The 21,274-nt window shown below is 66.0% G+C and carries 22 protein-coding genes; 15 read left to right on the forward strand and 7 right to left on the reverse strand.

The annotated features are described in order from the left end of the window. Positions 1-123: 123 nt before the first annotated feature. From hemE to WC597_RS02810, 11 genes are all read left to right on the forward strand, one after another. A complete protein-coding gene (gene hemE, locus WC597_RS02760; RefSeq protein WP_372691675.1) occupies positions 124-1,182 on the forward strand; it encodes a uroporphyrinogen decarboxylase in 1,059 nt (352 codons plus the stop codon). Next, positions 1,179-2,240, forward strand: coding sequence for a ferrochelatase (gene hemH / locus WC597_RS02765; RefSeq protein ID WP_372691677.1), 1,062 nt, complete (start codon positions 1,179-1,181; stop codon positions 2,238-2,240). The genes hemE and hemH overlap by 4 nt, the downstream gene beginning before the upstream one ends. After that, positions 2,237-2,704, forward strand: a complete 468-nt coding sequence (locus WC597_RS02770; protein ID WP_372691678.1) for a CopD family protein — start codon at positions 2,237-2,239, stop codon at positions 2,702-2,704. The genes hemH and WC597_RS02770 overlap by 4 nt, the downstream gene beginning before the upstream one ends. Positions 2,705-2,910: 206 nt before the next feature. Then, positions 2,911-4,344: a transcription termination factor Rho gene (gene rho, locus WC597_RS02775; RefSeq protein WP_372691679.1), complete on the forward strand. Its 1,434-nt coding sequence runs from the start codon at positions 2,911-2,913 to the stop codon at positions 4,342-4,344. A 40-nt stretch (positions 4,345-4,384) separates the two neighbouring features. Continuing rightward, a complete protein-coding gene (locus WC597_RS02780; RefSeq protein WP_372691680.1) occupies positions 4,385-4,612 on the forward strand; it encodes a DUF6489 family protein in 228 nt (75 codons plus the stop codon). A gap of 43 nt (positions 4,613-4,655) precedes the next feature. Beyond that, positions 4,656-5,963 (forward strand): tRNA uridine-5-carboxymethylaminomethyl(34) synthesis GTPase MnmE, encoded by a 1,308-nt coding sequence (mnmE, locus tag WC597_RS02785; protein ID WP_372691681.1) that lies wholly within the window; start codon positions 4,656-4,658, stop codon positions 5,961-5,963. A gap of 82 nt (positions 5,964-6,045) precedes the next feature. Further along, entirely contained in the window at positions 6,046-7,926 is a 1,881-nt protein-coding gene (gene mnmG / locus WC597_RS02790; RefSeq protein WP_372691682.1) for a tRNA uridine-5-carboxymethylaminomethyl(34) synthesis enzyme MnmG, read from the forward strand. Then, a complete protein-coding gene (gene rsmG, locus WC597_RS02795) occupies positions 7,926-8,558 on the forward strand; it encodes a 16S rRNA (guanine(527)-N(7))-methyltransferase RsmG (RefSeq protein WP_372691683.1) in 633 nt (210 codons plus the stop codon). The genes mnmG and rsmG overlap by 1 nt, the downstream gene beginning before the upstream one ends. Next, positions 8,539-9,360, forward strand: a complete 822-nt coding sequence (locus WC597_RS02800) for a ParA family protein (protein ID WP_372691684.1) — start codon at positions 8,539-8,541, stop codon at positions 9,358-9,360. The genes rsmG and WC597_RS02800 overlap by 20 nt, the downstream gene beginning before the upstream one ends. A 25-nt stretch (positions 9,361-9,385) precedes the next feature. Next, positions 9,386-10,276, forward strand: coding sequence for a ParB/RepB/Spo0J family partition protein (locus WC597_RS02805; RefSeq protein ID WP_372691686.1), 891 nt, complete (start codon positions 9,386-9,388; stop codon positions 10,274-10,276). 26 nt (positions 10,277-10,302) lie between these two features. Beyond that, a complete protein-coding gene (locus WC597_RS02810; protein ID WP_372691687.1) occupies positions 10,303-10,485 on the forward strand; it encodes a hypothetical protein in 183 nt (60 codons plus the stop codon). Between the two features lie 42 nt (positions 10,486-10,527). On the opposite strand, the gene holA is transcribed toward WC597_RS02810, so the two are convergent. The 4 genes from holA to WC597_RS02830 all read right to left on the reverse strand — a co-directional run bounded on the left by holA (position 10,528) and on the right by WC597_RS02830 (position 15,262). Further along, positions 10,528-11,580, reverse strand: coding sequence for a DNA polymerase III subunit delta (gene holA / locus WC597_RS02815; protein WP_372691688.1), 1,053 nt, complete (start codon positions 11,578-11,580; stop codon positions 10,528-10,530). Beyond that, a complete protein-coding gene (gene lptE, locus WC597_RS02820) occupies positions 11,577-12,059 on the reverse strand; it encodes an LPS assembly lipoprotein LptE (protein WP_372691690.1) in 483 nt (160 codons plus the stop codon). The genes holA and lptE overlap by 4 nt, the downstream gene beginning before the upstream one ends. Continuing rightward, complete coding sequence (leuS, locus tag WC597_RS02825) at positions 12,059-14,638, reverse strand: leucine--tRNA ligase (RefSeq protein WP_372691691.1); 2,580 nt, start codon at positions 14,636-14,638, stop codon at positions 12,059-12,061. Before leuS ends, lptE begins: the two co-directional genes overlap by 1 nt. A gap of 159 nt (positions 14,639-14,797) precedes the next feature. Next, positions 14,798-15,262 (reverse strand): DUF3576 domain-containing protein, encoded by a 465-nt coding sequence (locus WC597_RS02830; RefSeq protein WP_017505409.1) that lies wholly within the window; start codon positions 15,260-15,262, stop codon positions 14,798-14,800. 457 nt (positions 15,263-15,719) lie between these two features. Here WC597_RS02830 and WC597_RS02835 point away from each other — a divergent pair, with 457 nt between their 5' ends. Continuing rightward, positions 15,720-16,013 (forward strand): NtrZ family periplasmic regulatory protein, encoded by a 294-nt coding sequence (locus WC597_RS02835; protein WP_372691693.1) that lies wholly within the window; start codon positions 15,720-15,722, stop codon positions 16,011-16,013. A gap of 34 nt (positions 16,014-16,047) precedes the next feature. Here the strand turns inward: WC597_RS02835 and WC597_RS02840 are convergent, their stop codons facing one another. After that, positions 16,048-16,704 (reverse strand): thiamine phosphate synthase, encoded by a 657-nt coding sequence (locus WC597_RS02840; RefSeq protein ID WP_372691694.1) that lies wholly within the window; start codon positions 16,702-16,704, stop codon positions 16,048-16,050. Here WC597_RS02840 and WC597_RS02845 point away from each other — a divergent pair. Together WC597_RS02845 and WC597_RS02850 are read left to right on the forward strand one after the other, a co-directional pair. Next, positions 16,703-17,401 carry a YggS family pyridoxal phosphate-dependent enzyme gene (locus tag WC597_RS02845; RefSeq protein WP_372691696.1) on the forward strand — a complete coding sequence of 233 codons (699 nt, stop codon included), beginning with the start codon at positions 16,703-16,705 and terminating at the stop codon, positions 17,399-17,401. The two genes, WC597_RS02840 and WC597_RS02845, sit on opposite strands and share 2 nt — an antisense overlap. Positions 17,402-17,481: 80 nt before the next feature. After that, complete coding sequence (locus tag WC597_RS02850) at positions 17,482-18,168, forward strand: response regulator transcription factor (protein ID WP_135194334.1); 687 nt, start codon at positions 17,482-17,484, stop codon at positions 18,166-18,168. Positions 18,169-18,171: 3 nt separating this feature from the next. Here the strand turns inward: WC597_RS02850 and WC597_RS02855 are convergent, their stop codons facing one another. Next, positions 18,172-18,771 (reverse strand): YitT family protein, encoded by a 600-nt coding sequence (locus WC597_RS02855; protein WP_372691697.1) that lies wholly within the window; start codon positions 18,769-18,771, stop codon positions 18,172-18,174. A gap of 62 nt (positions 18,772-18,833) precedes the next feature. On the opposite strand from WC597_RS02855, the gene WC597_RS02860 reads away from it, so the two are divergent. Further along, on the forward strand, positions 18,834-20,288 hold the full coding sequence (locus WC597_RS02860) for a PLP-dependent aminotransferase family protein (protein WP_372691699.1): 1,455 nt from the start codon (positions 18,834-18,836) through the stop codon (positions 20,286-20,288). 3 nt (positions 20,289-20,291) lie between these two features. Here WC597_RS02860 and xth read toward each other — a convergent pair whose 3' ends face one another. Beyond that, the gene (gene xth, locus WC597_RS02865; RefSeq protein WP_372691700.1) at positions 20,292-21,089 is read right to left on the reverse strand and encodes an exodeoxyribonuclease III; all 798 of its coding nucleotides are present in this window, start codon (positions 21,087-21,089) and stop codon (positions 20,292-20,294) included. Between the last annotated feature and the right edge of the window lie 185 nt (positions 21,090-21,274).

Here is a 21,274-nt window from a genome sequence, read left to right on the forward strand (position 1 = left end):
TGTTCCGCCGGCAGTCCTTGAGTCATCCCCGCCATTCCACCGCCCTACCTGCTACTTCGAATCTTTTAATTCTTAATCTGATTAGGGATTGAGAGCGGGGGGCTGTGACCTTAATCGTCCGGCATGACCGATCCGACCCAGAACGCTGATCAGACGCCCCTAATGATCCGGGCTCTCCGAGGGGAGACGCTGGATCGTCCGCCGGTCTGGTTCATGCGTCAGGCGGGACGGTATCTGCCCGAGTATCGCAAGCTGCGGTCCGAGGCGCCGGACTTCATCGCCTTCTGCCTGAATCCCGAGATGGCTGCAGAGGCGACGCTGCAACCGATGCGTCGGTTCGGCTTCGATGCGGCCATCGTCTTCGCCGACATCCTGTTGATCCCTCGCGCACTGGGCCAGGATGTCTGGTTCGAGACGGGCGAGGGGCCAAGGCTCGGCGAAATGCCCATTCCCGGTCGGATGGCGGAACTGTCTGCGGGAGCGGGCGAGCATCTGTCGGCGGTGGGCCAGACCCTGTCGATCGTGCGCGCGGCGCTGGAGCCCGAGCGGGCCCTGATCGGGTTCGCCGGCGCGCCCTGGACGGTCGCGACCTATATGCTGGACGGCGAGCACCGGACCATCGGCAAGGGCGAGCGCGCCCAGGCCCGGACCTACGCCTATGCCGATCCCAGGCGTGTGGACGAGACGCTTGAGGTTCTGGTCGAGGCCACCGCGCGATATCTGAAGATGCAGGCCGACGCTGGCGCCCAGGTGCTGAAGATCTTCGAGAGCTGGGCCGAGGGGCTTCCCGACGATCTGTTCGAAAGACTGGTCCTGAAGCCCCACCAGGCGCTGGTGAGGCGTACGCGGGAGTTGGGTGTCACCGTGCCCCTGATCGGCTTCCCACGAGGCTCTGCGGCGCTTGCAGAGCGGTATGCGCAGGAGGTGGAGGTGGACGCCGTCGCCTTGGACACGGCCTGTCCGCTGGAGGTTGGGAAACGGGTGCAGCAGATCAAGCCGATCCAGGGCGCGCTCGACCCGCTTTTGCTGCGCGCCGGCGGCGACCTGCTGGACCGCCGCGTCGACCAACTGATGGAGGCTTGGGGGCAGGGGCCCTGGATCTTCAACCTGGGCCACGGCATCCTGCCCGACGTGCCGATCGACCATGTCGAACAGGTTCTGAAACGGATCGGCGCCCAATGACCGAAGCGACCCAAGGCCGCCGCATCGCGGTGGTGCTGTTCAATCTGGGCGGTCCGGACGACCAGGCCTCGGTCAAGCCGTTCCTGTTCAACCTCTTCAACGACCCGGCCATCATCGGCCTGCCGGGGATCGTACGCACGCCGCTGGCCAAGCTGATTTCCAGCCGACGCGAGACCAGCGCCCAGGCCAACTACGCCCTGATGGGCGGGGGTTCGCCCCTGCTGCCGGAAACCCGCCGCCAGGCCGGGGCGCTGGAGACGGTGCTGAACGCCCGGCTGTCGGACGACACGGTGCGGGTCTTCATCGCCATGCGCTACTGGGACCCGCTGACCGAGGAGACGGCCGCCGAGGTCGCCGCCTTTGGACCGGACGAGGTGGTGCTGCTGCCGCTGTATCCGCAGTTTTCGACCACGACGACGCAATCCTCGCTCAAGGCCTGGAACGCCGTCTACAGTGGCTCGGGCGTCAGCCGCGCCGTCTGCTGCTATCCGGCTGCGACGGGCTGGGTCGAGGCCCAGGCCCAGGCCATAGGCGAGAAGCTGGACGAGGCTGTCGGTCAGCCGGTGCGGGTGCTGTTCTCCGCCCACGGCATTCCCGAGAAGCTGGTGACGGGCAAGGGCGATCCCTATCAGGAACAGATCGAGACGACCGTCGCCGCCGTGGTCGCCGCCATCGAGGCGCGTCGCGGACCGATCGACCACGCCATCTGCTACCAGAGCCGGGTGGGACCCATGAAATGGCTCGGTCCTTCGACGCCCGAGGCCATCGAACATGCCGCCAGTAACGGTGTCGGCGTGGTCGTCACCCCTATCGCCTTCGTCTCAGAGCATATTGAGACCCTGGTCGAGCTGGATATCGAATACGGCGAACTGGCCCATGAAAAAGAGGCCAGTCCTTATCTGCGGGCGCCGGCGGTCGGGATCGAACCCCTGTTCATCGACGCCTTGGCCGATGCGGCGGTCAGCGCCCTGTCGCGCACCGGCATCGCGCCGTTCGGTCAGGGATGCAAGGCGGACTGGAAGGCCTGTCCGTATCGCAACGGGAGACAGGCGGCATGAATACCTACGACCTGGCGCGCGGCCTGCACATCCTTGCCGTCATCGCCTGGATGGCCGGTCTGCTGTTCCTGCCTCGGCTCTACGCCTATGACGCCGAGCAGAACGCCAAGCCCGAACCGCTGAAAAGCGAGATGCAGGGTCTGTTGCGCCTGTGGCAGACGCGGCTGCTGCGTATCATCCTGAACCCGGCGATGATTCTGGCATGGGTGTTCGGCCTTTGGTTGATCCACATCGATGTCTCGGCGCGCGGCGCGGGCTTCCTGGCCGAGCCGTGGATGATCGCCAAACTGGCCGGGGTCTTCCTGCTCAGCGGCTGGCATGGTTTCCTTTCGGCGCAGAGGAAGAAGATCGCGGCGGGGACGTCGAGATATTCCGGCAAATTCTGGCGCATGACCAATGAGGTTCCTTTCGTCTTGGCCATCATCATGGTGCTGTCGGTGACGACGGAGTGGACGTTCCGATAAGCGGCTCCGCTTGACCTGACCCGCCGGCTGTGGTTCCGCTGGCGGCGAGCCGTTCGGCATCTATGTCGCCGGTCCCTCTCTTTTCGTGACGCCTGCAGGCCTTGAGCCAGCGGGAGCCCGTCGCGCCTCCCTTTGGCCTTACGGCCAGACATTTTCAGAGACCCGCGCCGCAGCCTCTTGGCCGTGTGCGCCCGCGAGCCTGCATCATGACCGACGTCCGCGATACCAATCCCGACACCCCCGAGACCGAGAACGCCGAGGCTGAAGCCCCGACCCATCACGGCGCCGAACACGAAGCCGGCGAGGCCGCTGGCGCGGATTCCGGCGTGGACACCACGGCCGATGACGAGGAGGACGGGGAACCCGTCGTCGCCAACGGCCGCATCACGTTGGCTGAGCTGAACGAGAAGACGCCGGCCGACTTGGTCGCCTTCGCCGAACAGCTGGAGGTCGAGAACGCCTCCAATCTGCGCAAACAGGACCTGCTATTCGCCATCCTGAAGGCCCTGGCCGACGAGGAAGTCGAGATCATCGCCGACGGGGTGCTGGAAATCCTGCCCGACGGCTTCGGCTTCCTGCGCAGTTCGGACGCCAACTATCTGCCGGGACCGGACGATGTCTATGTGTCGCCATCGCAGATCCGCCGCTTCGGCCTGCGTTCGGGCGACACCGTCCACGGCGCCGTGCGGGCGCCGCGCGAAGGCGAGCGTTACTTCGCCCTGCTGAAGGTCGACACGATCAATCTCGAAGACCCCGAGATGGTCAAGACCAAGGTCCTGTTCGACAACCTGACGCCCCTCTATCCCGAAGAGCGGCTGAACATGGAAATCCAGGATCCGACGCTGAAGGATCGCTCGGGCCGGGTCATCGACATCGTCGCCCCCCTGGGCAAGGGCCAGCGCTGCCTGATCGTGGCGCCGCCGCGCGTCGGCAAGACGGTGATGCTGCAGAACATCGCCAAGTCGATCGAGAAGAACCACCCGGAAGTCATCCTGATCGTCCTGCTGATCGACGAGCGGCCGGAAGAAGTCACCGACATGCAGCGCACCGTGAAGGGCGAGGTCGTGGCCTCGACCTTCGACGAGCCGGCCACGCGTCACGTCGCCGTCGCCGAAATGGTGATAGAAAAGGCCAAACGCCTGGTCGAGCACAAGAAGGATGTCGTGATCCTGCTGGACTCCATCACCCGCCTGGGCCGCGCCTATAACGCCACCGTACCCTCGTCGGGCAAGGTCCTGACCGGCGGTGTGGACGCCAACGCCCTGCAACGGCCGAAGCGGTTCTTCGGCGCGGCGCGGAATGTGGAGCAGGGCGGTTCGCTGACCATCATCGCCACGGCCCTGATCGACACCGGCAGCCGGATGGACGAGGTGATCTTCGAAGAGTTCAAGGGCACCGGCAACTCGGAAATCGTGCTGGACCGTAAGGTCGCCGACAAGCGCATCTTCCCGGCCATCGACGTGCTGAAGTCCGGGACGCGCAAGGAAGACCTGATCACGCCGAAGGATCAGCTGGCCAAGACCTATGTCCTGCGCCGCATCCTGAACCCCATGGGTCCGCAGGACGCCATAGAATTCCTGCTCGACAAACTGCGCCAGTCGAAGAACAACTCGGACTTCTTCCAGTCGATGAACACCTGATCCGTCTTCGGACGTTTCACGTGAAACAGGAGACGGTGCGATGAAGGTCAATGTCGAAGTGGATTGCACCCCAGCGGAGGCTCGGGCCTTCCTGGGGCTGCCTGACGTGACCCCGCTGAACGAGGCCATGGTCGCCGAGATGCAGAAGCGGATGGAGACCAATGTCGCCGCCATGCAGCCCGAGGAGCTGATGAAGACATGGACCAGTTTCGGTCTTCAGGCTCAGGACCAGTTTCGTCGCCTGATGGAAGCGGCCGTCAAGCCATGACCCGCCTGTCTCCTCCCCCCATCGGGGGAGGGGGAGGATCCCAATGACCGACACCATCTTCGCCCTCGCGACGCCGCCCGGCCGAGGGGCCATCGCCGTCATCCGCCTGTCGGGGCCAGCGGTCGAACCAGCATTGACGGCGCTCGGCGCGACAAAGCTGAAGCCGCGAATGGCTGCGGTTCGCGATCTGACCCACGATGGCGATCACATCGATCAGGCCCTCGTCCTGCGCTTCGTTGCGCCAAACTCCTACACCGGCGAGGACTCCGCCGAACTGCATCTGCACGGCGGACGCGCCGTGGTCGAGGCCGCCAGCCGGGCCTTGATCGCGCTCGGCGTTCGTCCAGCCGAACCTGGCGAGTTCACCCGCCGCGCTTTCCAGAACGGCCGCATGGACCTGGCCCAGGCCGAGGCGGTCGCCGACCTGATCGACGCCGAGACCAGCGCCCAGGCCAAACAGGCCTTGGGGCAGTTGGACGGAAAACTCAGCGAAACCTACGCCGGTTTCCGCCGCGACCTGCTTCACGCCCTGGCTCTGGTCGAGGCGGAGATCGACTTCCCCGACGAAGAGGTGCCGGACAATCTGGCGCGCACCGCCGGGCCGGTGCTGGATCGTCTCGCCGACGATCTGCGCCGTGCCGTCGATACCGGGCGGCGGGGCGAACGGGTGCGCGACGGCTATCGCATCGTCCTGATCGGCGAGACGAACGCCGGCAAGTCGTCGCTGTTCAACGCCCTCGTCGCACGAGAGGCGGCCATCGTGACGCCGATCGCCGGCACCACCCGTGATGTGCTGGACGCCGATCTGGTGATCGGCGGTTACGCCGTGACCCTGTCGGATACGGCGGGCCTGAGAGAAAGCGACGATCCGGTCGAGGCCGAAGGCGTTCGCCGCGCGCGTCTTCGTGCGGAACAGGCGGACCTTCGTCTGTGGGTCCGCGCGCCCGGTGATCCGGACGGGGTGGCGGCCGACTATGCTCAGCCAAGAGACCTGGTGGTCGCCAACAAGTCCGATCTTGGAAGCATTCACACCACCAGCGGTTTGGAGGTTCTGTCGGTCAGCACCGAGAGCGGGCAGGGCTTGCCGGAGCTTCACGACTGGATCGCCGCACGGCTGTCCGCCGATCTCGCGGGTGCGGATTTTCCGGCACTCACGCGTGAGCGTCATCGGCTGCGTCTGACCGAGGCGCTGTCGGCGGTGACCGCGGCACGCATCGCCTTGGATGTCGCGCCGGAGATGGCGGGCGACGATCTGCGTCGGGCGGCGGATGCCTTGGCTCGTGTGACCGGCGCAATTGGTGTCGAGGACATACTCGGTCAGGTTTTCTCGACCTTTTGCATCGGAAAGTAATACCGGTGTTCCACGTGAAACATTGGCGGTCTGTCCAGGGCTGAAGGTGGCGAAGTCGAACCAATTGGACTATGTGCCCCGCATGAGTTCTCCCACCGATCTTCTTTTCGACGTCGTCATCATCGGCGGCGGCCACGCCGGCTGTGAGGCCGCTGCGGCGTCTGCGCGTGCGGGCGCCCGCACCGTGCTGCTGACCCAGAAGCTGGAAACCATCGGCGAGATGTCGTGCAATCCGGCCATCGGCGGTCTGGGCAAGGGACACCTGGTGCGCGAGATCGATGCCATGGACGGGATCATGGGGCGCCTTGCCGACGTGTCGGGCATTCAGTTCCGCTTGCTGAACCGGTCGAAGGGCGCCGCCGTGCGTGGCCCACGCAGCCAGATCGACCGACGGCTGTATCGCGAAGCCATGCAGGCCGAACTGAAGGCGACGCCAAACCTGACCCTGATGGGGGGCACTGCCGAGAGCCTGATCCTGGACGGAGATCGTGTGGTCGGAGTGGCGACGGGAGCCGGAGAGACGGTGCGGGCCGGGGCGGTTGTCCTGACGACGGGCACCTTCCTGAACGGCGTCATCCATCGGGGCGACGAGCGGATTCCTGCCGGTCGCCACGGCGAGGAGCCATCCACGGGCTTGGCCGCCGACCTGCATGCCGCCGATCTGATGATGGGACGGCTGAAGACCGGCACGCCCGCGCGGCTGGATGGGCGCACCATCGCTTGGGACCGATTGGAGATGCAGCAGGCGGACGAGACCCCGTCGGCCTTCTCCTTCCTGACCGACAAGATCACCGTGCCGCAGATTGCCTGTGGCGTGACACACACCACGGAAGAAACGCACCGGATCATCGCCGAGAACCTGGGCGAGAGCGCCGTCTATGGCGGCAAGCTGTCTGGACGGGGGCCGCGCTACTGCCCATCGATCGAGGACAAGGTGGTGCGGTTCGCCGACAAGACCAGCCATCAGATTTTCCTTGAACCTGAGGGCCTGGATGATCCGACCGTCTATCCGAACGGGATCTCAACCTCCGTGTCCGAGCCGACCCAGTTGGCCTTCCTGCGCACCATCCCCGGTCTCGAAGCCGTGGAGGTGTTCCGCTATGGCTATGCCATCGAATACGACTATGTCGATCCGCGCGAGCTGAGCCCCGCGCTGGAGGTCAAGAAGAGGCCAGGCCTCTATCTGGCCGGCCAGATCAACGGCACGACCGGATATGAGGAGGCCGCCGCCCAAGGTCTGATGGCGGGGCTGAACGCAGCCCGTGCTGCGGCGGGACAGAACGCGGCCGTGCTCGGACGCGACAAGGCCTACATCGGCGTGATGATCGACGATCTCGTCACGCGAGGCGTGACCGAGCCCTATCGCATGTTCACCAGTCGCGCAGAGTATCGGCTTACCTTGCGCTCGGACAACGCCGATCAGCGCCTGACCCCGCTAGCGATTAAGCTGGGAATCGTGGGCGACAGGCGCCGGACGCTGTTCGAAACCAAGGCGGCGGAGCTGGCCGGGGCGAGCGCCGTTTCACGTGAAACACTGTTCACGCCTAACGAAGCGGGAGCCCTGGGAATCACAGTGAATGCGGATGGGCGTCGTCGGTCGATGCGCGAACTTCTGGCCTTCCCCGATGTCACCCTTGATCACTTCATCGCCGCTTGTCCGTCCATCGCGGACTGGAGCGCTGACGTTCGCGAGCAGGTCGCGATCGACGCTGGATATGCCAACTACCTTGATCGGCAAGCGCTCGACGCCGAGGCCTTGCGGACGGAGGAGGGGATGATCCTGCCTGCTGATCTCGACTATGCCGCCATCGGCGGTCTGTCCAACGAGGTGAAGGAGAAGCTGGCGCGTGTCCAGCCTCGCACCCTTGGTCAGGCCGGGCGGATCGAGGGTATGACGCCCGGGGCCCTGACGGCCCTGCTCGCCCATGCGAAGAAGGCGCCCAAAGCCTCGGTCGCCGCTTGATGCTCGATACGGAGAAGGCCGCTTTCCAGGCCAGGACGGGCGCGACGCCGCAACAGATGGAAGACCTTGAAGCGTTCCGAATTCGTCTCGGCGACGCCAATGCGGTGATGAACCTGGTCGGACCCGACAGCCTGACGGACTTCTGGAACCGCCATGTCTGGGACAGTGCGCAGTTGTTGGCGCATGCGTTAGAGGCGCGGACCTGGGCTGATCTAGGGGCCGGCGCCGGGTTTCCGGGCGTGGTGTTGGCGATCCTGATGAAGCGGCGGGAAGGGGCGCATGTCTGGCTGATCGACAGTCTGGGCAAGCGGTGCCGGTTCCTTCAGGACGTCGTTGATGCGCTCGATCTGCCGGCGACCGTCATCATCGGCCGCGCCGAGGAACAGGACGTGACCTGCGACATCGTCACCGCCCGGGCCGTGGCGCCGATGGAGAAACTGCTGGGTTATGCACAGCCCTACTTCCAAAGGGGTGCACAAGGTCTGTTCCTCAAGGGAGAGAAGGCCGAATCCGAGTTGATCGAGGCGCGTAAATCCTGGCATTTCGAAGCTGAACTGGCCCCGTCGCAAAGCGACGTGCGCGGCCGTATCGTTACAATTCGGAGTCTCCGACGTGCCCACACAAAGCGCTAGAAAGAGACCTGCCCGCGTCCTCGCGGTGTCGAACCAGAAGGGCGGGGTGGGCAAGACCACGACGGCCATCAATCTGGGCACCGCCTTGGCCGCCATTGGCGAACGCGTGCTGATCGTCGACATGGATCCGCAGGGTAATGCCTCCACCGGCCTGGGTGTTCCACGTGAAACACGCCGCGTCACCATCTATGATGTGGTGGTGGATCAGCGATCCATCGACGATGCGGCCGTTCAGACGACGGTGCCCGGTCTTTGGATCGTGCCGGCCGATGCCGATATGTCAGGCGTGGAGATCGAACTGAGCCAAGCGGATCGCAGGTCCTATCGGCTGAGAGATGCGCTGCGAGCGCATGACGATGGCCCTACCGCGTATGACTATGTGCTGATCGACTGCCCGCCGTCGCTGAACCTGCTGACGTTGAATGCGATGGCGGCGGCGGATGCGGTGCTGGTGCCGCTTCAGTGCGAGTTCTTCGCGCTGGAGGGCTTGAGCCAACTGATGCGGACGATCGACATGGTCAAGCACAGCCTCAACCCGTCGCTGGAGATCCAGGGCTTGGTCCTGACTATGTATGACCGCCGCAGCGCCCTGTCGGGGCAGGTGGCCAACGACGTGCGCGCCCACTTCGGCGACAAGGTCTATGAGAGCGTCATTCCCCGCAACGTCCGCGTCGCCGAGGCGCCGTCGTTCGGCAAGCCGGCCCTGATCTATGATCTGAAATGCGCCGGCAGCCAGGCTTATCTGCGTCTGGCCAAGGAAGTGGTGAAGCGCGAACGCCAGCGCCTGAAGCTGGCCGCCTGAGTTTTATTGGAAACGGAACAGTATCTTGGCTGAACGACAAAGAGGTCTGGGCCGCGGCCTGTCGGCATTGATGGGGCAGGACGCCGAGGCCCCCGTGGCGTCGGACGCACCCGTGCCGGCCGGCGTGCAACGCGTGCCGATCGAGAGCCTGAAGCCCAACCCCGATCAGCCGCGCAAGACCTTCCGCCAGGAGGATCTGGAGGAACTGACCGCCTCTATCCGCGACAAGGGCGTGCTGCAGCCGATTCTGGTGCGGACCCATCCGGGCGAGGACGGCGTCTGGCAGATCATCGCCGGCGAACGCCGCTGGCGCGCCTCCCAGGCCGCACGCCTGACCGAGGTGCCGATCGTCATCCACGAGATGGACGACGTGGAGGTGTTCGAGGTCGCCATCGTCGAGAACGTCCAGCGCGCCGACCTGAACCCGCTGGAGGAGGCGGAAGCTTACCGCGTCCTGATGGAGCGGTTCGGCCGGACCCAGGATGCGGTGGCGGGCGTCGTCGGCAAGAGCCGCAGCCACGTGGCCAACACCATGCGCCTGCTGCAACTGCCCGAGCGGGTGCTGTTCTATGTGCGCGAAGGCAAGCTGTCGGCCGGCCATGCGCGGGCGCTGATCAATACGCCGGACCCGGGCCAACTGGCGGACATCGCCTTCGTCGATGGGTTGAGCGTGCGCGAGACCGAGGCCTTGGCCCGTCGCGCGGTCGAAGGGCCCAAGCCGATCAAGGCCAAGGCTGCATCCTCGTCTTCGGGCGGGGAGGGGGCGGCCGATGTGGTCGCGCTTCAGCAGGATCTGGCCGACGCCTTGGGCCTGAAGGTCCAGCTGTCGGACAAGGGCGGCAAGGGTGACCTGACCATCCGTTATGGCTCGCTGGAGCAGCTGGACGATCTCTGCCGCCGTTTGATGCGGGGTTGAACGGCCATGTGTGCTAGGATGGGCGCATGACCGAAGACAACACACCTACCGCCGCCGAAAAGCTGAAACAGGCGCTCGCCGCCAAGAAGGCCAAGGCGGGCCACGGCTTCAAAGCCCAAGCCGGCGCCAAGGCCGAAGAGAAGAGCGTTTCTGCGCGCAATGTCGCCATGGCTCAGCCCGCGTTCCGCAAGGCGTCCAAGCGGGGCTGACTACGCTGCGTCTTCTCCCCCCGGCAGGGGAGAGGGCGTTTCTTAAAGCCCCAGCCGGCGTGCCCGCCCGGCGATTTCCAGAAGCAGGCGTTCGGCGATCAGTTGATCTGGCATGCCCGTGGTCTTGGTGGCCACGTCGGCCGTGTTGATGCTGTCCAGCACCTCGTCCAGCGCTTCGAGCCGCCAGGATCGCGCCTGACGCAGCATTTCCGCCTCCTGTTTCCAGAAGACGCCGGCGGCCTTTGCGGCCTCCTTGGCGTTTGCGCCGTTAGCCTGCAGGATATTGATCCGGCGTAGTTTTCCCAGATGCATGGCGGCCGAACGTACAGCCAGAACCGAGGACTCCCCCTCGGCGAAGGCGCGTCTTAGACCCGCTTGCGCCGGGCCGGGCCGGGCTCCGAAGGCCTGAAGCGCGGCGTCGGACAATGAGGCGTCCGGTTCGACGCCCAGGTGATGCTCCAGCGCGTCCATATCCAGCGTCTTGCCGGAGCCGGGGCCGATGAACAGGGCCAGGCGCTCGATCTCCTGGCGCATCAGGCCGCGCTCTCGCGGCAGGCGGGCGACGAACCGGTCCAAGGCGTCGGAGGTCAGCCCGACCTTGTCGGCGGCCAGGGCCTCGCGGACCATGCGGGCGACATCGCCAGTTTCGTCCTCATAGCAGACGATACCGACGGCCCCGTTTTCCTTCTCGGCGGTCTTTCGCAAGGCGGACTCGCGACCCAGCTGGTCGGCCTCGACCACCATCATGGCGTCGGGATTGTAGCCGCCCTCGGCGTGAATCTTGAGCGCGGCGGCGACGGCCTTGTCGACGCCGGGTTTCAGCGTGGACAGACGGATCCGAACCAGACGACGGCCGCCCATCAGGGACATGGCCGTCAGAGCCTCTTCCAGCTTCGTCTCATCGCCGTCGATGTCGCTGTCGGTCAGGACGGTGACGTTGAAGGGGTCGTTCAGGTCGGGGGTGACGGTCCGGCACAGGACCTCGGCCCGTTCGGCGACGCCGGACCGGTCCTTGCCGTGGATCAGCGCCGCCCGGATCGCCGGATCGGGCGCCTTCAGAAAGCGATCGATCTCGGGGCGTTTGGCCAGGATCACGGGTTCGACAGCGCCTGCATCAGGTCCAGCCGGATCAGCCGGGCCAGCTCGGATGCCGCACGCTCCTCGCCGTCCTGCTGGGCGGCGATGGCGGCATAGGGCTGGTCGGCGGCGGCGTAGGTGGTGGTGACCGTCTCGGTCCCACTGACGGGCGTTCCGCCGGCGGCGGCGGGGGTGAGGGTCCAGGTCGCCTTGACCGTCAGTTCGTAGCGGGTCGCGGTGTCGTCGATCCGGCGACCCAGCGAGCGCCGGTTCTGCCGGACCTGGGTGGTCAGGCGATAAAGCGGCGTGGCTGACCGATCCCAGGCCAGGGCGTCCTCCAGCTGTTCGCGCAGGCGATAGCCCAGCCTGTCATCCTGGGTGGTGACGGCGATGCGGCGCAGGGACGAGCCCACGGCCGGTTCGGCGTACATGGGGGTGAAGCCGCAGGCGGACACCGCCAGTGCGGACAGGACCGCGAAGGTCGCCACGATACGCATCAGCCGGCCACCAGATTGACGATGCGGTCCTTGACCACGACGATCTTCTTCACGCTTAGGCCCTCCAGCCGCGCCTGCACGGTCTCGTCGGCCAGGACGATGGCCTCGACCTCGGCGGGCTCCATGCCGCGCGGCACGCGGATTTCCGCGCGACGCTTGCCGTTGATCTGGATGGGCAGGACCACCTCGTCGTCGGCCGCCAGCGCAGCGTCCCACACGGGCCACGGCGCGTCCAGAACCATCCCTTCTTCGCCCAGCCGCGTCCAGGATTCTTCGGCCAGGTGCGGGGTGAAGGGGGCGATCAGGCGGGCCAGGGCCGACAGGGCCTGCCGCTTGGCGTCGCCGCCGGCCTGGGCGTTGTCGCGAATGGTGGCGACGAAGGCGTAGAGTTTGGCGATGGCCGAGTTGAAGCGGAAGCCCTCGACCCCTTCCGACACGGCCTTGATGGCCTTGTGCGTCTCGCGCAGCAGGTCGGCGTTGGCCTTGTCCTCGCCGGCGAAGGTGGGATCGTAGGTGTCGAACAGGGTCCAGGCGCGCTGGACGAAGCGGCTGGCGCCCTCGACGCCGCCGGGCGTCCATTGCACGTCCCGCTCGGGCGGGCTGTCGGACAGGACGAACAGACGACCGGCGTCCACGCCGTGGCTTTCCAGGATTTCGGCCGGGGCGACGACGTTCTTCTTGGACTTGGACATCTTCTCGATGTCGCCGATGACCAAGGTCTCGCCGGTCGACAGCTGGCGGGCCGAACGGACGCCATTGTCATTGCTCAGGTCCACGTCGGTCGGCTCGACCCAGGCGCCGTCGGCGCGGCGATAGGTCTCGTGAACCACCATGCCTTGCGTGAACAGGCCCGCGAACGGCTCCTTCACCGACAGCATGCCGGCGTCGGAAAGCGCGCGCGTGATGAAGCGGGCGTACAGCAGGTGCAGGACAGCGTGCTCGACCCCGCCGATATACTGATCAACCGCCAGCCAGCGGTCGGCGGCCGCCTTGTCGATCGGCGCCTCGGCGCTCGGATCGGTGAAGCGGGCGAAATACCAGCTGGAGTCGACGAAGGTGTCTAGCGTGTCGGTCTCACGCGTGGCGTCTACGCCGCACGACGGGCATTTGACGTGTTTCCACGTCGGGTGGCGATCCAGAGGATTGCCAGGCACGTCGAAGGTGACGTCGTCAGGCAGGACCACCGGCAGCTGGTCGGCGGGAACCTCGACCACGCCGCAGGACGGGCAGTGGATGATGGGGATCGGGCAACCCCAATAGCGCTGGCGCGAAACGCCCCAGTCGCGCAGGCGATAGATGGTCTCGGCCCGGCCCTGGCCGGCGGCCTCGACCTCGGCGATGGCGGCGGCCTTGGCCGTTTCCACGTCCAGCCCGTCCAGGAAGTCGGAGTTGAAGATACGGCCGGGGCCGACATAGGCCTCTGTGCCGATCTCGACGGTTTCGGCGTCGTCAGGCTTGACTACCGGGGTCACGGCCAAGTCGTATTTGCGGGCGAAGTCGAGATCGCGCTGGTCGTGGGCGGGGCAGCCGAAGATGGCGCCCGAGCCATAGGTGGACAGGACGAAGTTGGCCGCCCAGACGGGCAGGGTCTTGTCCGGATCGAAGGGGTGGCGAACGCGGACGCCCAGATCGACGCCGAGCTTCTCGGCCTTTTCGATGTCAGCCTCGCTGGTCCCGGTCTGGGCGCAGGCCTTGATGAAGTCCGCGACGTCAGGCCGATGTTCGGCAATCGCCTTGGTCAGAGGATGATCGGGGGCCAGGGCCAGGAAGCTGGCGCCGAACAGCGTGTCGGGGCGGGTGGTATAGACCTTGATCGGGTCGCGGGCGTGGTTCGGCTCGCCCTCGGGCGAGGCGGGCAGGAAATCGGGCGCCTCGGCGATAGGCCACCACAGGGTCGCCCCCTTGGACTTGCCGATCCAGTTCTCCTGCATCAGCCGGACCTTTTCGGGCCAGCGGTCCAGGGTCTTCAGACCGTCGATCAGGTCGTCGGCATAGTCGGTGATGCGCAGGAACCACTGGTTCAGCTTGCGCTTCTCGACCAGGGCGCCGGAACGCCAGCCGCGGCCGTCGATGACCTGTTCGTTGGCCAGGACGGTGTTGTCGACCGGATCCCAGTTGACCGTCCCGTCCTTGCGATAGACCAGGCCGCGCCGATACAGCTCCAGGAACCAGGCCTGTTGCTTGCCATAGTATTCGGGGTCGCAGGTGGCGAACTCGCGTGACCAGTCCAGCGACAGGCCCAGCAGCTTCAGCTGTTCGCGCATCGTGGCGATGTTGGAATAGGTCCAGCCCTTGGGATGGATGCCGCGTTCCATGGCCGCGTTCTCGGCCGGCATGCCGAAGGCGTCCCAGCCCATGGGGTGCAGAACGTCGAAGCCCTGGGCGCGTTTTGAGCGCGCCACGACGTCGCCCATCACATAGTTGCGGGCGTGGCCCATGTGGATGTTTCCCGACGGATAGGGAAACATTTCAAGCACATAGTATTTCGGACGGCCGGTGTCCTTCGTCACGAAGGCGGACGCCTCGGCCCAGCGGGCCTGTTGGCGAGGTTCGGCGGTCTTGGGTTCGTAACGGGCCACGGTCGTCCTGAAAGTCAGAAGGGCGCTGACGCCCTCCCGACTGAACTAGCCCGAAGGACGACAGCGCCCAAGAAGTAATGCGTCCCACAAACTCTTGGGCGCGTCGCGCTCAAGTAGCCCGAAGGGCGATAGCGCCTACAAAGAATCTAATGCTGGCGATCAGCCAGCATTAGACAGGTTCAGCTGGCGCGCCTTGGTCAGAATGGCGTTTTCCAGATCGGCCTCGGTCTGGGCGGCGACCGGGGCGGCGGTCCATTGCCCATCGGCGCCTTTCACTTCCTTGGTCACCGTGACGTTCAGCGCGTCGGCGCGCAGACGGGTGTCCAGGATGAAGACGGTCGCCTTGAAGCGCTCGTTCGGCGTCTGGGGGTTGATGTACCAGTCGTAGTTGATGACGCCGCCCCACGGATCGGCCGTCAGCAGCGGCATGAAGCTGAGGGTGTCGAGCGAGGCGCGCCACAGAAAGGCGTTGACGCCGATGCCCTGTTGCACGTTCGTCTTGGGCGCAGACTTCTTGCCGCCGACGAAGGGAATGCTTGAGCAGGCCGACAGGGACGCCCCCAGGGCCACGCCCGAGACCAGGACGACCGCGACGTTCCGAACCAGGGCCTTGTTGAGGCTCATCAAGAGAAGTCTCCGTAAACTCAGGGACGTGAGAGCCCTCGCCCACACGCGCGCACGGCCAAGGAAGAATGCCGACTGCGTGGCTCTATAACACGGCGAAAAGGGGCGATGACAAGGCGAAGTCTGCGGCGGTCGCATCCGGCGTCGCGCTGTTTTGCGACAGGACCATGTCATCGGGCGGGATTCAGACCAAATCCCGTGACGCTTGAGACACATGCGCTGACAACAATGACGGGGAACCTTGTTATCGAGCGGTCATTCCGTTGACCGCAAGGACGCCCGGTGTCTAATCGCCGGGTTCACGACCATATAAGGTCGGTCCGGGGTTGAAACGTCGCCTCTTGGGCGGGGTTCGAAGGGTTTGGTTATGCGTTTCGGTGGTTTCCTGGCTGTGATGATGGCGACGTCGGCGCTTGCCGCGTCGACGTCGGCGCTTGCCCAAAGTGGATCGCCCACCGTGTCGCTGTCGGAAGCCCAGGCTGCCCAGCGCAACGCCTCCGCTCCCCAACGTCGCGGTCTGCGACTGAACGACAATGGTCGCTGGGGCCTGGACTTCAACCTGAACCAGCCCGTCGGTCGTGAGACCGACTGGGGCGATGTCGAAGCCGGCGCCTATTACCGTCTGAACGACCGCCTGCGCGTCGGCGCCGCCGCCGCCGTGGGCGCACCCGAGGCCGATCCGGCCCGTGCGCCCGAAACCAATGGCCGCGCCCAACCGCGCGTGCGTCTGGAAACGATCTTCAAGTTCTGATTTCGCCGCCCTCGGGTTCGACGCGAGCGCTGGTTTATCCGTCTGCGCAAAACGCCGACTGGATTGCGTCCACGCCGGCCAGGCCGCAGGCGCCCGTTCTGATCAAGCATGCGGCATTGTCAGGTCCGATTCCGCCTAGAGCGTAGACTGGGAGGCTGGCGTTTAGACACCGGCTTCTGAATTCCGCGAGGCCGAGGTTCGGCTTGTCGGCTGATGATCCACCAGCAGTGAAAACCGGCGACAGGATCAGGGCATCGAGGCTTTGGGTCCAAGGGTCCTGCGCCCCATGCCAGGCGGCGGTCAGGATCCAGCCGGGCCGGGCTGCACGAACGGCCGGCGACTGCGCCGCCTCGCGCTCGGGCAGATGAAGCCCGTCGGCCGAGATCGCTTCGGCCAGTTCCGTGTCCAGCCCGACCAGTAGCTTCACCCCGCGATCCGTCGTCGTTGTGCGCAGACGCCGCCCGATATCGAGCGCGTCGGCCGCGCCGAACGCCCGATAGACCACCGCCGATCCGGACGGCAGGCGACGCGCCGTCTCCCATGGGCGGGGCGTGCGATCGGGGTCGGTGACGAACAGCAAAGGCGGCAGGCCGGCGACCTGCGGGCTGACAGCGGCGGCGGCGCGGTTTAGAGCGGTCGCCGCATCCCAGAGCGCGCGCGCATCGTCGCTGTAACCGGCCGGCAGGGTCATGACCTCTTCTTCCCCCGCTTTAGCTCCGTCGTCCATCGCCGAAAGGGTCGCCGCCGTCCGCGCCCGCATCGACGCCGCCTGCCGCGCGGCCGGTCGCGACCCAGCGAGCGTGACCCTGACCGCCGTGTCGAAGACCCAGCCGCCCGAGGCTATCGATGCGATCCTGGCGACGGGGCAGCGAATCTTCGGCGAAAATCGGGTGCAGGAGGCTCAGGGGCGCTGGACGGAACGCCGCGCGACGCTGCCGGACCTGGAACTTCGGCTGATCGGGCCGTTGCAAACGAACAAGGCCGAGGACGCCGTCACCTTGTTCGATGTGATCGAGACGCTGGATCGGGAGAAGCTGGCCCGCGCCCTGGCCCAGGCGGCCGAGAAACGCGGCCGATCGCCGCGCGTGCTGGTTCAGGTCAATACCGGCATGGAGCCTCAGAAGGCCGGCGTCTTGCCCGACGCGGCCGACGCCCTGATCGCTGCGGCGCGCGAGACCTATGGGCTGACGGTCGACGGTTTGATGTGCATTCCCCCGGCGGATCAGGACGCAGAGCCACATTTCAAGATGTTGTGCAATCTGGCCGAACAGAATGGTCTGTCGGTCCTGTCGATGGGGATGAGCGGCGATTACGAGACTGCGATCCGGTGCGGCGCGACCCATGTGCGGGTCGGAACCGCGTTGTTCGGGGAACGAAATCGACCTTAAAGCCCCTCTAGGCCGTAACCCGATGTGAATTCGCACCCCCAAGCCTTGGCGCGGGGGCCAAGCCTCGCCATTGTCTGTTCATGCCTACGCCCAAGACCATTCTGATCATCGACGACGACGACGACCTGCGCGAGGCGCTGGCCGAGCAGTTGAATCTGCATGAGGAGTTCAAGACCCAGCAGGCGGCGACCGCGACCGATGGGGTGCGGATGGGGCGCGAGATCCGCGCCGACCTGATCCTGCTGGACGTGGACCTGCCCGACATGGACGGCCGCGAGGCCTGTCGCCTGTTGCGCAAGGACGGGGTCTCTACCCCGGTGATCATGCTGACGGCGCAATCGGCCGACGCAGACGCGATCCTGGGGCTGGACGCCGGCGCCAACGACTATGTCACCAAGCCTTTCCGGTTCGCGGTGCTGCTGGCCCGCATCCGCGCCCATCTACGCAGCCACGAACAGTCGGAGGACGCGGTCTTCTCCATCGGCCCCTACGAGTTCCGTCCCGCCGCCAAGGTGCTGATGGACGCCAAGGGCAAGAAGGTGCGGTTGACGGAAAAGGAAACCAACATCCTGAAATACCTCTATCGCGCCGGGGCCAAGCCGGTGTCGCGCGAAGAGCTGTTGACCGAAGTCTGGGGCTATAACGCCGGGGTTACGACCCACACGCTGGAAACCCATATCTATCGCCTGCGCCAGAAGATCGAGCCGGAGCCCGGCCACGCACGCCTACTGTTGACCGATGCGGGCGGATATCGGCTGCAGCCGTAAGGTTCAGTCGGCCGTCTTCGGCCGAGTCGTGAAGAGCGGTAGAAAGACGTGGACCAGGGGCCCGATGGTCACGGCATAAAGCACCGTGCCCAGCCCTACGGAGCCGCCCAGTAACCAGCCCACGGCGATGACGCCCAGTTCGATGGCCGTCCGCACCCATTTCACCGGCCAGCCCGTACGGGCTACGATGCCGGTCATCAGGCCGTCGCGCGGGCCGGGGCCAAGACCTGCGCCGATATAGGCGCCGCTGGCGACACCGTTCAGGACGATGCCGGAGATCAGCAGGCCTGCCCGCAGCGGTAGGCCCAGGTCCGACGGGATCCAGTCTAGGCCGAAGTTGGCGACCGTGCCGATGACCAGGACATTGGCGACCGTGCCGATACCTGGCCTTTGACGCAGGGGAATCCACAGCAGCAGCACGGCCATACCGATCAGATTGACCACCAGACCGAAGCTGATTCCGGCCGGCCCGGCGAACCGCTCGAACACGCCCTGGTTCAGCACGTCCCATGGATCCAGCCCCAGATCGGCACGCACGATCAGGGCGATGGACAGGCCGTAAAGGACGAGGCCGGCGAAGAGCTGGATCAGGCGACGGGTCATAAACAGACCAAATGAGCCAATCTGGCTATGAAAAACAGAGCCAGTTATGGCATTCTGGCCCCATGTCGCTCCGTTCCATAGGCCTTGTCTCCCTGACCCGCCATCTCGGCGCCTGGCGCGCGCAGGGAGGCGGGGCGGCCTATCTCCAGCTGGCGGGGGCGGTAAGGCTTCTGATTCTTGATGGTCGACTGCCATTGGCGGCGCGATTGCCTGGCGAGCGCGAACTGGCGCAGGCGCTGGGTTTGAGCCGCACGACCGTGTCGGCCGCCTATGGCCGACTGCGGGATGACGGCTTTCTGACGGGCGGGCAGGGGGCGGCGGCGCGTACCAGCCTGCCGGCCGGGCCGGGACCAGGCCGCGAGGCCGCCGCAGAGGTGTCCGCAAAGTCGGGCCTGATCGACCTGACCGCCGCCGTCCTGCCGGCCGATCCGAATGTCCATGCCGCCTATGTGCGTGCGCTGGAGCGATTGCCAGCGAATCTGCCGGGACACGGCTATGAGACGGCGGGACTGGAGGAACTGCGTGAGGCGGTGGCGGCGGGATACCGGCGGCGCGGCCTGCCGACCTCGCCGGGCCAGATCCTGATCACCCACGGCGCCCACAACGGCCTGGTCCATCTGCTGCGGCTGACGACACGGCCCGGCGCGCCGGTGGTGTTCGATCATCCCACCTATCCGCAGGCCATCGACGCCATTCTGGCAGCGGGCGGTCGCGCCGTGCCGGTGGCCTTGCCCGACGGCGAAGGCGAGGAGAGCTGGGACGTCGAGGGACTGGTCTCGGCCTGTCGCAGCAGCGGCGCGGCGATGGCCTATCTGGTGCTGGACCACAACAATCCGACCGGGCGGATGATGCGGGCGGCGGACCGGACGCGTTTGCTGGCGGGATTGAAGGGGTCCGAAACCCTGCTGGTGCTGGACGAAACCCTTGTCGAGCTGACCTTGAGCGGACCACCGGCGCTCAGCGCCTCCGCCGTCGACGCGCCGCGCGTGGTTCGGCTGGGTTCGATGTCCAAGAGCGTCTGGGGCGGCCTGCGAATCGGCTGGATCCGCGCCGACCGGGCAGTGATCCAGCGCCTGGCCCAGAGCCGCGCCAGCTTCGATTTGGGTGTGCCGATCCTTGAACAGTTGGCGGCGGTCGAACTGTTGAACGACGGTGGCAAGGCCCTGGCGGCGCGCCGGCCCTTGTTGCGGGCACGCCGTGATCATCTACGGGCGCGGCTGGCGGAGCAGTTGCCGGACTGGGTCTGTCCCCGACCGGCCGGGGGCCTGTCGTTGTGGGCGCGATTGCCCGCGCCGATCAGTTCCGCCCTGACGATCCGGGCCGAAGCCGAAGGCCTGCGCCTCGCCGCCGGCCCCCGATTCGGCGTCGACGGCGCCTTCGAACGCCGCCTGCGCCTGCCCTACACCTTGCCCGAGGCCGATCTGGACGAGGCGGTGACGCGCCTGGCCCGCGCGGCGAAAATGGTCGGCCGGGGCGGCAAGGCCGTGACGGCGACCAAGCCGGTCCCCGTCTATTAGGGATCAGACGTCCAGATCGACCGTCACCGGCGCGTGATCGCTGGGGCGTTCCCATTCGCGGACATCGTCGTGGATGCGGGCGGTGTCCTTGACCACGGCGGGGGTCAGGCCGGGCGAGGTCCAGATGTGGTCCAGGCGCAGGCCGCGATTGGACTTGCGGAAGTCTGCGGCGCGATAGCTCCACCAGCTGGCCAGTTTCTGCGGCTCGGGGAAACGGTCGCGCAGCACGTCGGCGAAACGGCCTGTCTCCTGAAGCCGGTTCAGCGTTTCGACCTCCAGCGGGGTGTGGCTGACGATCTTGGACATGTAGCGGTGGTTCCATACGTCGCCTTCGCCCGGCGCGATGTTGAAATCGCCGGCCATGACCAGGGGCCGTGACTTGTCCTGCTTGGCCACGATGGCGGTCAGCTGTTCGTAGAAGTCCATCTTGTGATCGAACTTGGGGTTCAGCGCGCGATCGGGCACGTCGCCGCCGGCCGGGATGTAGAAGTTCTGGACGTCGATTCCGGCGACGCGAGCCGAGACGCAGCGGGCGTGGCCCAGTTTGCAGACCTGGAAGGTGTCGCTGTCCTCAAGCGGCAGGCGGCTGGCGATAGCCACCCCGTGCCAGCCTTTCTGGCCCGCCACGCGCAGATGGGGCATGCCCATCTCCTCGAAGGCGCCGCGCGGGAACTGGTCCGTGGTGCATTTGATCTCCTGCAGCATCAGGACATCGGGCGCGCGCTCGGCGACGAAGCGTGCGACCTGGTCGATGCGCAAGCGGACGGAGTTGATGTTCCAGGTAGCGAGGCGGAGGGTCATGCCTTTCGTCTAGCAGGAGCGCAGCGTAAAAAAAGCCCGGCCACGACGGGCCGGGCTATGGGAGGTTCGTCTCTCTCGCCGCCGGGGAGGGGGATTTTCCGTGGCGGTAGAACGGCCGCCGCCGTTCCTGTGCTCAAAGTGTCACTCGCGATTACAAAAGTCAAATCGTCACAATTGACGCTTGC

The sequence above is a fragment of the Brevundimonas sp. genome, assembly GCF_041648115.1.
Taxonomy (GTDB): Bacteria; Pseudomonadota; Alphaproteobacteria; order Caulobacterales; family Caulobacteraceae; genus Brevundimonas.

What these genes read in the sequence shown, in the direction of transcription:
- rho (WP_372691679.1), top strand. Translation starts at nt 2,911, where the DNA reads ATGACCGACGTCCGCGATACCAATCCCGACACCCCCGAGACCGAGAAC.
- WC597_RS02855 (WP_372691697.1), bottom strand. Translation starts at nt 18,771, where the DNA reads ATGACCCGTCGCCTGATCCAGCTCTTCGCCGGCCTCGTCCTTTACGGC.
- WC597_RS02810 (WP_372691687.1), top strand. Translation starts at nt 10,303, where the DNA reads ATGACCGAAGACAACACACCTACCGCCGCCGAAAAGCTGAAACAGGCG.
- hemH (WP_372691677.1), top strand. Translation starts at nt 1,179, where the DNA reads ATGACCGAAGCGACCCAAGGCCGCCGCATCGCGGTGGTGCTGTTCAAT.
- mnmE (WP_372691681.1), top strand. Translation starts at nt 4,656, where the DNA reads ATGACCGACACCATCTTCGCCCTCGCGACGCCGCCCGGCCGAGGGGCC.
- WC597_RS02860 (WP_372691699.1), top strand. Translation starts at nt 18,834, where the DNA reads ATGTCGCTCCGTTCCATAGGCCTTGTCTCCCTGACCCGCCATCTCGGC.
- mnmG (WP_372691682.1), top strand. Translation starts at nt 6,046, where the DNA reads ATGAGTTCTCCCACCGATCTTCTTTTCGACGTCGTCATCATCGGCGGC.
- lptE (WP_372691690.1), bottom strand. Translation starts at nt 12,059, where the DNA reads ATGCGTATCGTGGCGACCTTCGCGGTCCTGTCCGCACTGGCGGTGTCC.
- hemE (WP_372691675.1), top strand. Translation starts at nt 124, where the DNA reads ATGACCGATCCGACCCAGAACGCTGATCAGACGCCCCTAATGATCCGG.
- WC597_RS02780 (WP_372691680.1), top strand. Translation starts at nt 4,385, where the DNA reads ATGAAGGTCAATGTCGAAGTGGATTGCACCCCAGCGGAGGCTCGGGCC.
- WC597_RS02840 (WP_372691694.1), bottom strand. Translation starts at nt 16,704, where the DNA reads ATGACCCTGCCGGCCGGTTACAGCGACGATGCGCGCGCGCTCTGGGAT.
- WC597_RS02830 (WP_017505409.1), bottom strand. Translation starts at nt 15,262, where the DNA reads ATGAGCCTCAACAAGGCCCTGGTTCGGAACGTCGCGGTCGTCCTGGTC.
- WC597_RS02770 (WP_372691678.1), top strand. Translation starts at nt 2,237, where the DNA reads ATGAATACCTACGACCTGGCGCGCGGCCTGCACATCCTTGCCGTCATC.
- rsmG (WP_372691683.1), top strand. Translation starts at nt 7,926, where the DNA reads ATGCTCGATACGGAGAAGGCCGCTTTCCAGGCCAGGACGGGCGCGACG.
- WC597_RS02845 (WP_372691696.1), top strand. Translation starts at nt 16,703, where the DNA reads ATGACCTCTTCTTCCCCCGCTTTAGCTCCGTCGTCCATCGCCGAAAGG.
- xth (WP_372691700.1), bottom strand. Translation starts at nt 21,089, where the DNA reads ATGACCCTCCGCCTCGCTACCTGGAACATCAACTCCGTCCGCTTGCGC.
- WC597_RS02850 (WP_135194334.1), top strand. Translation starts at nt 17,482, where the DNA reads ATGCCTACGCCCAAGACCATTCTGATCATCGACGACGACGACGACCTG.